Source organism: Sphingobacterium mizutaii (assembly GCF_900187125.1).
GTDB classification, from domain to species: domain Bacteria; phylum Bacteroidota; class Bacteroidia; order Sphingobacteriales; family Sphingobacteriaceae; genus Sphingobacterium; species Sphingobacterium mizutaii.
Map to the genome: position 1 here is coordinate 315,592 of NZ_LT906468.1, position 13,510 is coordinate 329,101.

A 13,510-nucleotide genomic window follows, 5' to 3' on the forward strand; every position below is an offset into this window, starting at 1 on the left:
TTACATAGTGTTTTTATAAATGTGGAGTGAGATTAATGGTTTGTGGTGTTCAAAACCCAATTCGTCGAAAAAAAAACTTTTTTACCTAATTAATCATGATTTTTGAGAGTTTGTGATATTATCATTAGATGGAATAAGCGGGACTAAATATGAAACGAATGATAAAAATTGCTATTGAAAGATGAAAGGTAAAAACAAGATAATTTTCTATTAAAAGATTGGCACGATCCTCAATGAATTAGCTGTTTTAAAATTATTAAAAACAAAAAAAAGCGGACCAGGAAAAAAGTAGCCAGCTTAATCAAACAAACTTTTTTAGACTTAATTTTTGAAGGCAAGCCTCAAATAATTTGAATGCAGCAAAAAAAGCAGAACTCCTCAAGGTACCTGTTTTCTATGAGATGAATAAAAATCGATATAATTATGAACAAAACAAATTTAGGTTGGCTCTACGAATTAGAAGAAATTTTTCACCCAAAAACATATGAGCTCAATAAAGAAATCTGGCTAAATTCTGAAAATTATATAACAGAGCTGTCAAAAAAAATCAAGAGCTTCCGGCCATATTTTACTGAAATTCTAAGTCAATCTAGATATCAAGCAATCCCAATTCTTATGCAAATTATTAATACAAGTGATACGTTACACAAATTTCTTATTGAATCGATAGGTATTCAGAAATCAAATCCATTTTACAACCATTTAATTCAGATATACCGGCAAATCCTTAATTTACTAGAATCACTTTTAGATTCTTTTGGAAGGTTGGATCGAAAGATACGATTCACTTTACCTATCACTTCGTTTTCTGTTGCTAATATTCGATTAGATTTAAGAATGAGATTGGATTTGCTAAATAAGTGCATAATTCATTCTAATATTGATGAAGAACTTGGCAAACTATTACTTTCTGGCCTGCGGCACTTAATCTCAAGAAAAGGGATAAGTAAAGGAGACGTTGAATATGTTGGACTAATCTTGGATCGACTTGAGAAATTAAAACCATTTTCAACATTTGAAATCGAAAACCTTCTATTTCAACACGACTTTAACACACTGACATTCTTCAATTATTTTGCAAAGAGCTGTAATAGATTTTTAGAAGATACACCTAACCTTCATACTCAGTTGGAAATAATTATAAAAATGGAAGACAGGATTAATGGTCTACCACCAATTGGAACATCAAAATGGATGAATACTGATTCATCTATCCGCGACCAGATCCGAACGTTCATTAAAGAGAAAAAGTTATTTATTAATCAACGGATCGAGCTAAAAAGAGCCGAAATCAATGATAATTTATTAATTAATGGTGCTGATCGGGTTCAAATCAATCTCTCTGTGGCGCAGCTGGGTTTATTTATTCGGATGTTTATGGAGAAAGACTTACTACCTAAAGAGGACATTGGAAAAACCTTTGCCCATTATGCGAGATACTTTTGTACGCCAAATACACCATTTATTTCCCCTGAGAGTCTTCAGAAAAAGTCCACGAATGTCGAATTTTCAACGGCGAACAAAATTAAAGGACATCTAATAGGCATGATTAATTGGCTCAATGAACATCATAATACCCAGCGTGGTCAAAATTAGAAGATATGGAAGCTCCTTATACCTTATACTCGGCGAAAGAACGCGTCAAACCCGACCCCCTCCCTGATCAGCTTGCCAAACAGTGTAGGTACTTCTTGCCATTCGCCCAGCAGATACCACATTATAAAGTTCCTGAACTGGAACTTATTAGCCAACAGTCTAATTACTATCCTTTCTTTATTGACGTGGTAGAGATCGAAGCTAAAGAATCCACATATATTCCATTCGACATCCACGACAAACAGCTATATATGTATTTCACGTTAAGAGGGAGCTTACTTTATACAACTGAAAGAAAAGAGCCAATCATCAAAACGCAAGCCAATACTTTCCTAATGTCCTATTATGATAGAGGTGCCTACTTTGCCCATGCCCTAAAAGGAAAGCACATTGCAATTGTCATAAGTATGCACCATGACTGGATCGAAAGTATAAGCCTAAAATACCAAAACATACAACGGATTCTATACCAGTTTCATCATAGTGGACGCCCCTACGAAACGATGAACCAATGTAAGATGGATAGAGAAATCCATCGCTGGCTCTTTAAAATCTACAACTATTCCAAAGAAAACAAAGGGGCACTGGATGGCAATTTACGGAAGTATATCAGTCTCCTGCTGGAGCATTATGATAGCATATTAGAGGATCAGGAGAGTGATCTCGCATTTAGAATAAAAACCTTTTTAGAAGCCAATTATTGCGATCCAAGATTAAATATTAATTTTGTAACCGATCATTTTCATGTGACCCCACGTACCTTGAGGAATATCTTCAAGCGCAGGTATCACATAAGCGTTCTGCAATTCTATACCAATCTGCGCATAGACAATTCATTGCTGCTAATGGCCCAGAAAGGAGTGGGCATTAAAGATGTTTATATGCAGGTGGGTTATACCGACGAAAGAGCCTTCCGCTACGCTCTGGAAGCTTACCGAAAGCGTCTCAAGTCAAACAACTATACAAAAATTGAAAAAAACGGTAAATTTTAAGCTCAAACCTGCTCAATTTTTACCGTTTCTTTCTTTCGTACGCCTCCCGCTTTGATGAACTTTGTATAAGAGGATATCAAATACTATTATAAATACGAAAGAAGGGATGAAAACGACAACTAGACATCAGAAACAATTAAAAAGAGAACGTACAACGTTTAACATTGTTATCGTGCTGTTGTTGTTGTTGTGGATCCCCGTAAGCATCGATAAAATAATAGATTTTCCTGCTTTTAAAGAAGGTATAATCCGTCAACCATTTTCCGACACTCTAGGATATATACTTATTTACACACTTCCAGCATTGGAGTTAATAATAGTATTGGCATTGGTAATGGAAAAATTTCACAAAGCGGGGTTAGTTCTTTCCACCATCTTGATGACTGCTTTTACAAGTTATATCGCCGTGGCTCTCATGGGTGCATGGGAAAAATTGCCCTGTGGATGCGGAACGGTTATTAGCGGAATGAGCTGGACGCAACATCTTCTCTTTAACATTTTCTTTCTGACGCTAAGCGGTTGGGGACTTTATCTATGGTATAAATTGCGAGGTAATAATGCGGGAAGCAGAGTTGCTGAGGGCGGGTCGGCCAAAAGACTGATAAAAAATATTTTTAACTAAAGTTTTTTGAGGCAACCTTTTTTAGATTTATAAAAAAGACCATTAAGATGAAAATCAAAGAGATAATCAAGAAAAATATTACAGGTACGATTGCTATCGTAATTGCTTTAGGAAGTATGTCTTTCACGATGATGAGCAAGGAAACTCCTGAATCAACAATTGCCGGTCATTTCTACAGATACACTTCCTCTTCACTGGCCCAGCCAGACATTGAGAACATCAACAACTACAAAAGAATCGATGACTCATGTGAAGAGGGCAGCAATGTGTGCGGGGTTTACCTTGCTACAGATAAACCAGCAAATTCCACACCTGTACCATCAGAATTCAACGCTGTAAAAAGCCAATTATGGAGCTCGCAGCAATCTGGCGAACCGGCGAATGCTGATATAAAAATGAAAGAATAACTTTCAAGTATGAAAATTCAGCAAGACGATTAGTGAGTTAAATTTTTGATAATGAACCTTTATCGGGGAAAATGTATTTTGAGATACATCCAACAAACCAAAACTAGGGGCTTTCCTAAAAAAATGGAGCCCCTAATTCTTTTATGGATTCTGTTCCATACCACTGAATTCTATAGATTCTCTTGGAATTTGTAAAACATACTGACTACTTTTCGGAAGTAATTTATACTCCTTACCATCAATAAACCTTGTTAAGATTGTTTTTGTGGAATTTTCCATATTGAGTCTCCTTAGGTCAGACCATCTTATTCCACGGAATAATAGCTCTTTTCTCCTTTCCATTAAAATAATGTTCAGTGCATCATCGGCACTAGACGCAGTGAAGGGAATAAATGGACGATTGTTATTATACCTGTGCCGCATCAAATGGTTGAGGTCTGCCATTGCTTCCGCTATCTTACCCCTTCTAGCGAAACATTCAGCCCTAATCAGATAGATCTCATCGGTTGCTAGGCCTACAAAAATAGAGGATGTGCTCAATCCTGTATAACTTCCTTTAAACGCTTTACTTCCATTGGCATTTGATAAAAAGAAAATCGATTTTCGTAAATCCCAATCTTCGTATTTCGATAAAAGTACCGTATCTACCTTAGCTCTCCCTCTTGTCAGTATTGAAGGGGAAGCTGATCTCGCGTCAAATATAACCTCTTCATTCCTCTGTGGAAATGGAATACTTATATTAGGGTTGATGGTGTTGTAGTCGATCAGCTTATCGTAATGTCGCAAACAGGAATCTGCATATATTTCAGCTTTTTCATAATAGCGCATACTTAGGTAAACTCTTGCAAGGAGTCCGTAGGCTGCTGGTCTACTTCCATGTTGTTTTTGCTCGAGGGATCCAGGTAACAAAGGAATTGCTTCTAAAACATCATTTAAAATAGCACTATAAGTTTCGAGATTCGTAGCTCTGAACGGTCTGATGTCATGATCGGATGTTGTCCGTATGGGAATTCCTAAATCAGAGTCAGCCGTATTCTGATCAAAAGATGAAGCATATAATTGAGACAATGTAAAGTGATTAAATGCCCTTAAAAAAAGAGCCTTCCCCATTATTGTGTTTGCCAAAGTCCTGTTCTCTTCCTTGAACTTTTCTACATTTTCCAAGATTACATTTGCGTGTAAAATATTATTGTACGGAGACGACCAATCACCGGCAGTAAGGTCATACTTTTGCCATGAGTAAAAACTCCTTTCCCGTTCATTTAAACTCTGAAAATCGCTGGCGGTTATATAGAAATCATCAGATGAAATTTCGCCGGCAGAAGGATTTCTAGCATTTAACACAGAATAGTTATCAAGCATTAATGATAGATCATCCAATGAAGATGGGGTAGCAATTTTTTTATCCGATTTTTCGTCGAGAAATTTTTCACAAGAAAGTAGGGATATCACAGCTATTGCGCAGAACAATCTAATTTGTGCTGTTTTTACATGAAATAGATGCTTTGTCATAATTATTGAAATGTTATTTTTAGACCTAAAGACATATTGATCGGAGTCCGAAAATTGGCCAAACGATCTGGATCTAGGTTCACCTTATTTGCTTTCCACAAGAATAGATTTAGGTTATTGAGATAGGTGTATAGCTGGATTCCCTTTATCCCTTTGATACCGACAGCATTTTCACGTAGGTTATATTGTAGAAAAACCTCCTCCAATTTAATGTTATCCGCCTTTTCAACATTTATTTCAGAGTTAACGTAAAAATTATCCCTTTGGTAGTCGGCAGGATAAAGAAATGACGGTACATTGGTGGTTCGTTCATCGCCTGGATACTTCCAACGGTTTTCAAATTCCCCATAGCCGTACCCACTTCCATTTTGTAGCAACCCCGTAAAGGTTAGGCTTGGCTTTCGAAAATAGTAATTCAACCTATAGGAAATGTTGAAGGAAAGCGAAAAGTTATTCCATTCGAATGAATTTCTCAGATTTCCAAATAGAGGCGGTAAAGCTGCTCCATGAACTACTTGTTCTTCGATTGGATTTTTTACTATTTCGTTGTAATCTTCACTGATTTGACCATTAACGTAACCTCTCGGATTTCCATTTTCAGGGTTGAGCCCGGCCCACTTATATGAAGCAAGGAGATATGGGCTGTAACCAATTACCGGAAAGATCGTATTCCCGCTCGACACCAATCCTTCAAGCGGAATGGGATCAAGATTCTCAGTTACTTTATAGGAGACGAAGTTCAACAGAAAAGACGATGACCATTTAATTTCACCATTGGTATTAACACTGGTTAATACAAGGTCAAGTCCTTTTGATGCTAAACTTGCAGAGTTCTGGATCGCGGTCATCGTACCTGTGATAGGGTCAAATTTTTTACTGTTAAGAAGGTCATAAGAATTTTTCTTATAAACGTCGATAGAGCCGGTGAGGCGGCCATTTAACATTCCGAAATCGACACCTAAATTAAATGTTTTTACTTGTTCCCAGCGCAGGTTCGGATTGGGCGGTGAAACTATCCCCGCAGATTGTAATCCTATAGGCGACCTCGCGGCGTCATAGTACGCGATTCGTGCGAGTGATGATGCATTTGGAGAAAGATTTCCACTTAGACCATAACTTACCCTAAGGTTGAGGCTCGTGAAAGTTGGTATATCAACCCATGATTCCTGATCAACTCTCCATAGTCCACCTATTGACCATAATGGTACCCACTTTTGATTGGTTTTCACACCGAATAAGTTTGAGGCATCCCTTCTTGCACTGGCAGACAGGGTATACTTCTTGTTATATGTATATGCAATATTTGTGAAAAGGGAAATAAACCTGTTTGTAGTTTCATTTAGGTTTTTACCATTTGGGATAAATGTGTTGCCATATAGGTACTCATAAGTTGGATATTGTTGGGCAAAATTTATGCTTGCGATTGAAAGCAGGTTTTCGTCGTATCCGTAAATTACATCACCAGTTGTTTTTCTATTGTTTTGCCTGATTTCCCCTCCGGCAATAGCATTGATCTCGTGCAGATTTGCCCAGTCCTTAGCAATTTCAATTTGACCACGCAATGCCTGAGTCGTATTCTCTACGTCAGTGGTATGAAGAATTGATTTTCTCGGAATTGGAGAAATAACTCTGTCCCCATCTAATTGGCTATATCTATTTATAATATCTCTCGTGGCATAGTTCTCGAGTCCATTGTTCCACCTTGTCGCTATCCAACTTTTCTGGTTTTGGTATTTCACACCGACATTTAACCAATCCAAAACTTTATAGTTTAGACCCAGATTAATAAGTAGGTCGTTGTTCTTGGAACTTTTGTCATTGTTGTACAACTCTTGAAGCGGTCTATATTTCCAATCAAGCAGACCATTTTCAAGCGCAAGGTCGGTGAATTCTCCTCGATAGAACAGATCAAGTGATGCAGGTTTACCGTATTCATCAACAAGTGATGCGTAAGGTGATATTGTTGTGCTGTACATGTAACTTCCATACCCCCCCGGACTATTAAGCGTACTTTTATTTGTCGTATAGATAGAACCAATCTGAAATTCGATCCGATCGGTTATATCAATACTATTATTGGTTCGTAATGTAATTCGCTGGTTTGAATTACCTTTTAATGAGTTTAAGTCACTGTCAAAACCTGTAGAGAATAAATATCTGATACCCTTACCTGTTCCATTGATACCTGCATGGTATTGTTGCTTCACGGCCGGCCTATATAAATATCTTGACATATCCGATCTGAGGTCTTTCTTTTTCAATTCATTTATAAGTCTATCAGATTCCGACCGTGAAATTAGTCCTTGCCGGAGTTTTTCAAGTATTTCCGCCGTCTGGGGCATTGGTGAGTAGGTAGGGTCACTGAAAAGAATATCGTAGAACCCCAGATCAAATAGTTCTGCCTCTAAATCCACGAAAGCACCGACTCCGATCTGATCTGCCGTATAAAGATTTGGTTTTGGAGATAATGTCAAATTGGAGTTGAAATTTATTAAAGGCTTTTGATTTGTTCCAGTTCTTTTTGAATTGATCACAATAACCCCATTTCCTGCTCTTGCCCCCCATATTGAACTGGCGGCGGCATCTTTCAGTACCGTAATGCTTTCGATGTCATTTGGGTTTATATTGCTCAGATCACCCTCATAAGGAAAATTGTCCAATACGATCAAAGGTTTCATTATATCCCCATTGAGCGTACTGATGCCTCTAATCTGAATCGTTGGCTCTTCATTACGTCTGTCAATGAGCAAACTGCCGGATAGTCCCTCAAGACGATCTAATATATTTCCGCCAACCCTTTTATTTAAGGCTTGATTATCAATTTGAAAGAAGGATCCTGTTGCTCTTTCTTTTGGCAAGGTTTGGTAACCGGTATTTAATACTATTTCAGATATTGCCGTTGTAGAGATTTCAAGGAAGATTTCTAGCGGATAAGTTATTTTTGAATCTATGGGTATTCTCTTTGTCTCAAAGCCAAAGTGTGAAACTATTAAAGTATCGGCTTTGTGGTCGACATCTATCCGAAACCTTCCGGAGGAATCAGAATAAACAGATGTATTGTTTCTCGAAGATGTGATCGTTGCAGATCCAATGGGACTTCCATCCGGGTCTTGAAATATTTTTCCATCTATAGGCTTAATTTGAGCATATAGTTCAAGGGTTGAAATGAAAACTATAGCGAATATTAATATAATTTTTTTGTTCATACTGGTCTATTTAGGTATTGGTTACTGTTCCCTTCGTCCTGGTTTGATTGGAAGGTTGACTTCTCCGTTCTTAATATATCTGCATACATTTTCATGAGTGAGCTCTTTTTTCCCAGTTATGGCAATGATTTCCCTATTCTTTCCTACCCATACGATATGTGGATATGAAAACAACTCAAAATAACTGATCAGAGTCGTGTCCTGATATGTTGTAGGAATATGGAAATTAATCTTTTCGGTCTCTTCTACCAGTTTGAGGGCGTTCGTTATGATTTCCATGTCATCCAAGGTCCTCTTGGGATTATTGAGGATAAACTGGACATTGTCTTGAAATTGGTTCTGGATAGAAGAAATGAGTGGGAAGCTCTTGACGCAGGTACTACACCAGGAAGCCCAAAAATCAAGTATAATAAGCTTATCCCTGGACTCACTTAATGTGACAGTTTCTTTGCCATCTGGATGGTTAACAACCTGCAATGGCAGGTTCCATAACTCATCTGGAATGGTATCTCCGATCTTAAGTAGTTTAATCTCTGATCCCAAAACAGCTCCCGATTTCTCGGGAGACTGTGCTTGGGCATAACTAAACATTATGAAACAAAAAACAATCGCAAGGTACCTGCCGGGCATTACCAGTCTATGCCATTGATTGGCAGGTGAGAATATTCTTAGTAGTATTTTGAAAATCTTTGATAGGGTTTGGATATGGGTAAAAAGGCGCCACACGTAGCTGTAAAATAGCTTCATTTGTAAATAGGTTTATAAAATTCATAAATTTGTATTTAATAGGAACCTATACATTGGGGGCGCCCGCCGTAGTGTAGGAAATTGTAATAGCCATTACTTGGTTATTTAACTTATTCGGGTGCGCAAATCAGATTTTTGAGAAGATTATTCATAACTCACTCTTTAATTTTATATAAATGAGCGAGGCCAAAAAAAATAAGCGACATGGGCCTCTGCTCGTCTCCTCCCCAGGCATAGTTCGGAAAAACGAGTGAGCACACCATGCCGCTCATCATGTAAAATTATAATAAAAAAATACATGCACGACATGGGGCTTCACCCGATCCGATTGACTTCCGTTTTTGCCTGGGGAGGATCAATCGTATCTTTAAAAGCCGTTAAATGGCTAATATCTTATTCTCTAATTAGTTCTAAAACCAAATTTGGAAAATGCTACTATCATTTACTTAGACAAGTATAGTTATTATTTTATATAAAGACAAGAAAAATAATTCATTCGTCAACTTTTATGGTCCGGTGGACAAATGTATTAATGATATTCTACTATCATATTTGTTTATGAGTGAAAAAATAGGACAAATAATTAAACGGGTTGCCACTTCCAAGGGACTAAGTCAAAGTCAATTTGGTGAGAAAATCAATAGAACCAAACAAGCCGTAGCGGGCATTTATAAAAGATCTACGATAGATATTGAACTGCTCAAGGTAATTAGTGTACAATTAGATCACGACTTTCTTGAATATTATTATGAAAGTGAGCCTTTTAAGACTTTTCGTGCTTTGAAGGAAAAGGAATGGGAGCAAAAAATCAAAATATTGGAGAACGAATTAGCATCAAAGGAAAAACTGACTGAAAAAAATGAAGAGCTACTATTGTTGCAACGGAAGTATATCTCCGAATTGGAAAAAAAGCTTTCTAAGAGGGGATCTTAAACAAAATACAATACACAGCTTAGGCGAATTTCTCAAGATTTCGCCTTTTCTTCTTTAGAACCTGCCCAATAGATTAAAGCTGCCTCCGCTGGAATTCTTCCAGAAGTCCGTGTTTCTCCAACATAGTCAAAAGATCAGCATACCATAAGTAAGTAAACTCTTTATTCTTTCGCAGATCGGGCAGTTTAATATCCATAATGTCGCCCAACGTCTGCAATCCCATACTATTAGCACGCTGTATAAAAGCCACATTACTCTCGATCTGGGTTAGGAATATACGTGTTGAAGTCATTTGATAATTAGATTATACCGTGTAAAATAAAAATAAATATACTATCCTCGCAAATTTTTAAAGTCAAATCTTAAAGATGTCGCTCGTATCCTTAACGAACGAGTGACAGGCTATATTATTTTTATCCTATTCCAATTCAGTATCCAAAGTCATTAAATTTCGATCGTCTTTCAGATCTGTTCGGAGCCTTTCCGTAGAAATACTCCCTTTTTCAAAATCCCCAAAAACTTACTTTGAGTGTGTTTAAACGCATTTTTTAATGTAGGGGTGAAACGTTTCTTTCACCCCCTTACACTGTTTTTGCATTGCCCTATTATCGTGCTTTGTACCCTGAATGGGATGAAAACCCAATCGGGGAACATATAGTACTGCAGGGGATTATCCCCCAGCCATCCTACCCAAACTTCCCCAATTTTTCTTGACCGATCCCAACACAAAACCTCTGTGGTTTTGAGCAACTGGATCTCCGCCTACCTTCAACGGACAGGCTATGCATTTGCCGCGAGGGCAGTGCTCGAGCGCTCTTTGACATAGAGGGATGAAGCATTATCTCCTTAGAAGTGAGAAATTTTGCGAAGGTAAGGTTAAGCCAGATCAAGGTAAGCACCAACATACCGATAACGCATTGGCAGGCGAAAGCCCGATCCGTACGGATTGACGTGGGTAGTCCCGAATTCTAACATAACCGACAAGAGTGGATCATTACGGGTTCGTTGCCCGTTGTCGGTTCCAATGAGGGACATGTTCTTTTTAACCTTTTCCCAAAGAAAATTCCAATTCCAAAAGCAGGCGGATAGACTGCATGGAAATCGAAGCTGTAAGTATCTCCCGGAAAACCCTGCGGCATCTGTAAACATAACACTTTAAAAATTCCATATATGACATCCAAAAAGAAAGAAATTCCATCATTCAATGATGAACTATCCCTCACTGCTCTACTCAGCAAGCTGGGACATGAACCTGTTTGCACGAAAGATGAAGAAATTCAATATGCAGCAGTTTTCACAAGCCGATCAAGCAACAGTGTTATTCTTACAGTCAATAACAACCTTAACAGTTGGTTCGACAGATCGCTTGGCAAAGGCGGCAATGTTATAGATTTCGCCCGGGCATATTGGCCTGAATTGTCCACAGAACAAATCGAACAAAAACTCCTCGAAATCATGGCAAAAATAGAGAGTGCTAGCCTGACTGAAAACAGATCTAAACGAAAGCGTAAACCGAAGAAGCTTCCACATTACCAGATTGATAGAGTAAGGCCACTTGGGCAGACAACTGAAATTACCGATTTTCTGAAGGAAACCGGATTGTGGGAAATTGCCGATCTGAATGTCCAGGAAGTCCACTATTTTATTATTGACCAAAAAGGAAAGCGTAAAGATTTCTGTGCCGCAGGATGGCAAAATGAGAACAGCGGGTGGGAAGTACGAGCAAAACATTTTCAAAGTTGTATCGGTACAAAAGGCTTGACTATACTTTCAAGAAGCGAGACGGTACTTGCCATCTTTCCGGAATATACCGACTACCTGGAGAGACGTAATGATAAAAAGCTGTCTTACGCGTCGGTAATGGTACTGAATTACCCTAGCTTTCTTCCCGCAACCATCAAACGCGCCCAGCGATTCGAAAAGATAATGCTCTATGTCGATGAATCCCGGGAAAGCTATGGTTCGGCAATAGCAAAATTTACTCAAGAATTGCCACAGACAACCGTATTTTCCTTTTAGCCGCTAACCTCAGTTTATGTCAAAATTTGTAAACATCGATGGGATCAGGAGAACCTCCATAATGGATTTTCTTGCCCGGCTCGGTCACCATCCTGCACACAGCTCCGGAGGGGAACTGTTCTACCGGAGCATGTTGCGTGAAGAAAATACAGCCTCCCTGACCGTAAATGAGCAGATGGGTGTATGGTTCGATCACGGAGGATCAAATCAATCCGGGATCAAAGGGGGGAATATCATTGATCTTGCCATGTCCTATTGGTATCCTGCAACATTCTATGAGGTCATCCAAAAGATAAGTGACGTCATGGCCATACCGCTGAGGGAAGCAACTGGTTCCGATCAACGGGAGAAACGACAGCAGATTGCCAGAGTATCGGAACCCCATTATACCATAAACGAGATAAAGGAGGTCGGCAGCCATCCTGCCATTGTGCAATACCTACAAAGCCGTGGTATTTTGGAGCAGGCCTGGGGCCGGATGATGGTAGTGCATTACAGCTTTGAGAGCGGCCCGAACCAAGGGAAGAAATTTTTCTCTGCAGGTTGGCAGAATGAGCTTGGATCATGGGAACTGCGCAACAAGATCGGGCAGACCGATTTTAAGGCCTGTCTGGGACGTAAGTCGATCAGCTTCATTGCTGGAAATCCGGATAGGTTATCAGTTTTCGAAGGGTACATGGATTATCTTAGCTGGCTTCGCGATAATCCACAGTCTATCGACAGCATCCTCGTCCTTAATTCAGTTAACCTGCTGGAGATGGCAATAGACCGTGCAGCAGGTTATCAAGAGATTGATCTGTATTTTGATCGCGATAAAGCTGGCTCTACCGCACTTACTAATTTCCGGCAGAAATTACCTCATTCCACTGACCGATCAGAAGTTTACAAAGGCTATAATGACTACAACGAAATGTTGATGATACGTCTGCGATGCCGCCCGCCTTGGCAAGAGGATTACCCCTCGGACGAGATCAGATCATCTTATCAGCGGTAACCATGCTATATTATCTAATCCATTCTTAACAAATATTTTTAAAACACACCATCATGGAAATTATTATTACTTGGGATGTAGCCCTATTTTTAGTATTCCTCTACTTCGCCATAAAGTACCTCTACCAAACCTTATTTAAAATCGTGACCGGTTGCCATGACCCCTTCAATCCGCTGTACAATTACAAGGATTATCCTACTTGGGAGAAAGGCTATAATAAAGACAGAAGTGACACCTTGAAAAACGTGAATATAACACTTGCGGAGATCCGGTGCGAACTCGAGGAAATAATACAGAAATATTCGGACTCATCGGCGGACAATGGAGACCTCCAGAAAGGTCCAGAAGCTGAACCTTCAAAAAAGCCTATCTTATAGATAACATAACGTTTATGTAATAAGCTAATAGGCCGTTAAGCCGATAGCATAATTAGACGATAGGCTGATTGGCGGACTAAGCAATGGATAAGGAAAGCAGCGTAT

At 38.9% G+C, this 13,510-nt stretch carries 12 protein-coding genes; 8 read left to right on the forward strand and 4 right to left on the reverse strand.

The features are described from left to right. Positions 1 to 423: 423 nt before the first annotated feature. The 4 genes from CKW03_RS01380 (at position 424) to CKW03_RS01395 (ending at position 3,617) form a co-directional block, all read left to right on the forward strand. Entirely contained in the window at positions 424 to 1,596 is a 1,173-nt protein-coding gene (locus CKW03_RS01380; RefSeq protein ID WP_093100895.1) for a hypothetical protein, read from the forward strand. Between the two features lie 5 nt (positions 1,597 to 1,601). Then, entirely contained in the window at positions 1,602 to 2,588 is a 987-nt protein-coding gene (locus CKW03_RS01385; protein ID WP_093100893.1) for an AraC family transcriptional regulator, read from the forward strand. A gap of 106 nt (positions 2,589 to 2,694) precedes the next feature. Next, positions 2,695 to 3,210, forward strand: coding sequence for a MauE/DoxX family redox-associated membrane protein (locus tag CKW03_RS01390; RefSeq protein WP_093100892.1), 516 nt, complete (start codon positions 2,695 to 2,697; stop codon positions 3,208 to 3,210). A gap of 47 nt (positions 3,211 to 3,257) precedes the next feature. After that, complete coding sequence (locus tag CKW03_RS01395; RefSeq protein WP_093100890.1) at positions 3,258 to 3,617, forward strand: hypothetical protein; 360 nt, start codon at positions 3,258 to 3,260, stop codon at positions 3,615 to 3,617. A 141-nt stretch (positions 3,618 to 3,758) separates the two neighbouring features. On the opposite strand, the gene CKW03_RS01400 is transcribed toward CKW03_RS01395, so the two are convergent. The 3 genes from CKW03_RS01400 to CKW03_RS01410 are packed head-to-tail and all read right to left on the reverse strand — an operon-like array spanning position 3,759 to position 8,926. Further along, on the reverse strand, positions 3,759 to 5,129 hold the full coding sequence (locus CKW03_RS01400) for a RagB/SusD family nutrient uptake outer membrane protein (RefSeq protein ID WP_093100889.1): 1,371 nt from the start codon (positions 5,127 to 5,129) through the stop codon (positions 3,759 to 3,761). A gap of 2 nt (positions 5,130 to 5,131) precedes the next feature. Then, positions 5,132 to 8,335 carry a SusC/RagA family TonB-linked outer membrane protein gene (locus tag CKW03_RS01405; RefSeq protein ID WP_093100888.1) on the reverse strand — a complete coding sequence of 1,068 codons (3,204 nt, stop codon included), beginning with the start codon at positions 8,333 to 8,335 and terminating at the stop codon, positions 5,132 to 5,134. Positions 8,336 to 8,356: 21 nt separating this feature from the next. After that, positions 8,357 to 8,926: a TlpA family protein disulfide reductase gene (locus tag CKW03_RS01410; RefSeq protein WP_157739346.1), complete on the reverse strand. Its 570-nt coding sequence runs from the start codon at positions 8,924 to 8,926 to the stop codon at positions 8,357 to 8,359. Positions 8,927 to 9,640: 714 nt separating this feature from the next. On the opposite strand from CKW03_RS01410, the gene CKW03_RS01415 reads away from it, so the two are divergent. Further along, the gene (locus CKW03_RS01415; protein ID WP_093100885.1) at positions 9,641 to 10,015 is read left to right on the forward strand and encodes a hypothetical protein; all 375 of its coding nucleotides are present in this window, start codon (positions 9,641 to 9,643) and stop codon (positions 10,013 to 10,015) included. Between the two features lie 73 nt (positions 10,016 to 10,088). Here the strand turns inward: CKW03_RS01415 and CKW03_RS01420 are convergent, their stop codons facing one another. Continuing rightward, entirely contained in the window at positions 10,089 to 10,307 is a 219-nt protein-coding gene (locus CKW03_RS01420; protein ID WP_093100884.1) for a hypothetical protein, read from the reverse strand. 878 nt (positions 10,308 to 11,185) lie between these two features. Between CKW03_RS01420 and CKW03_RS01425 the strand changes: the two genes are divergently transcribed. Genes CKW03_RS01425 through CKW03_RS01435 form a run of 3 tightly spaced genes read left to right on the forward strand, consistent with a single transcriptional unit; the run spans position 11,186 to position 13,405 of the window. Then, positions 11,186 to 12,034: a DUF8464 domain-containing protein gene (locus tag CKW03_RS01425; RefSeq protein WP_093100882.1), complete on the forward strand. Its 849-nt coding sequence runs from the start codon at positions 11,186 to 11,188 to the stop codon at positions 12,032 to 12,034. Positions 12,035 to 12,050: 16 nt separating this feature from the next. After that, positions 12,051 to 13,028, forward strand: a complete 978-nt coding sequence (locus tag CKW03_RS01430) for a DUF8464 domain-containing protein (protein ID WP_093100881.1) — start codon at positions 12,051 to 12,053, stop codon at positions 13,026 to 13,028. 53 nt (positions 13,029 to 13,081) lie between these two features. Then, positions 13,082 to 13,405, forward strand: coding sequence for a hypothetical protein (locus CKW03_RS01435; protein ID WP_093100879.1), 324 nt, complete (start codon positions 13,082 to 13,084; stop codon positions 13,403 to 13,405). Positions 13,406 to 13,510 lie beyond the last annotated feature (105 nt).

Coding starts and splice junctions, on each gene's coding strand:
- CKW03_RS01380 (WP_093100895.1), top strand. CDS start 424: ATGAACAAAACAAATTTAGGTTGGCTCTACGAATTAGAAGAAATTTTT.
- CKW03_RS01410 (WP_157739346.1), bottom strand. CDS start 8,926: ATGTTTAGTTATGCCCAAGCACAGTCTCCCGAGAAATCGGGAGCTGTT.
- CKW03_RS01400 (WP_093100889.1), bottom strand. CDS start 5,129: ATGACAAAGCATCTATTTCATGTAAAAACAGCACAAATTAGATTGTTC.
- CKW03_RS01425 (WP_093100882.1), top strand. CDS start 11,186: ATGACATCCAAAAAGAAAGAAATTCCATCATTCAATGATGAACTATCC.
- CKW03_RS01430 (WP_093100881.1), top strand. CDS start 12,051: ATGTCAAAATTTGTAAACATCGATGGGATCAGGAGAACCTCCATAATG.
- CKW03_RS01385 (WP_093100893.1), top strand. CDS start 1,602: ATGGAAGCTCCTTATACCTTATACTCGGCGAAAGAACGCGTCAAACCC.
- CKW03_RS01420 (WP_093100884.1), bottom strand. CDS start 10,307: ATGACTTCAACACGTATATTCCTAACCCAGATCGAGAGTAATGTGGCT.
- CKW03_RS01415 (WP_093100885.1), top strand. CDS start 9,641: ATGAGTGAAAAAATAGGACAAATAATTAAACGGGTTGCCACTTCCAAG.
- CKW03_RS01435 (WP_093100879.1), top strand. CDS start 13,082: ATGGAAATTATTATTACTTGGGATGTAGCCCTATTTTTAGTATTCCTC.
- CKW03_RS01390 (WP_093100892.1), top strand. CDS start 2,695: ATGAAAACGACAACTAGACATCAGAAACAATTAAAAAGAGAACGTACA.
- CKW03_RS01395 (WP_093100890.1), top strand. CDS start 3,258: ATGAAAATCAAAGAGATAATCAAGAAAAATATTACAGGTACGATTGCT.
- CKW03_RS01405 (WP_093100888.1), bottom strand. CDS start 8,335: ATGAACAAAAAAATTATATTAATATTCGCTATAGTTTTCATTTCAACC.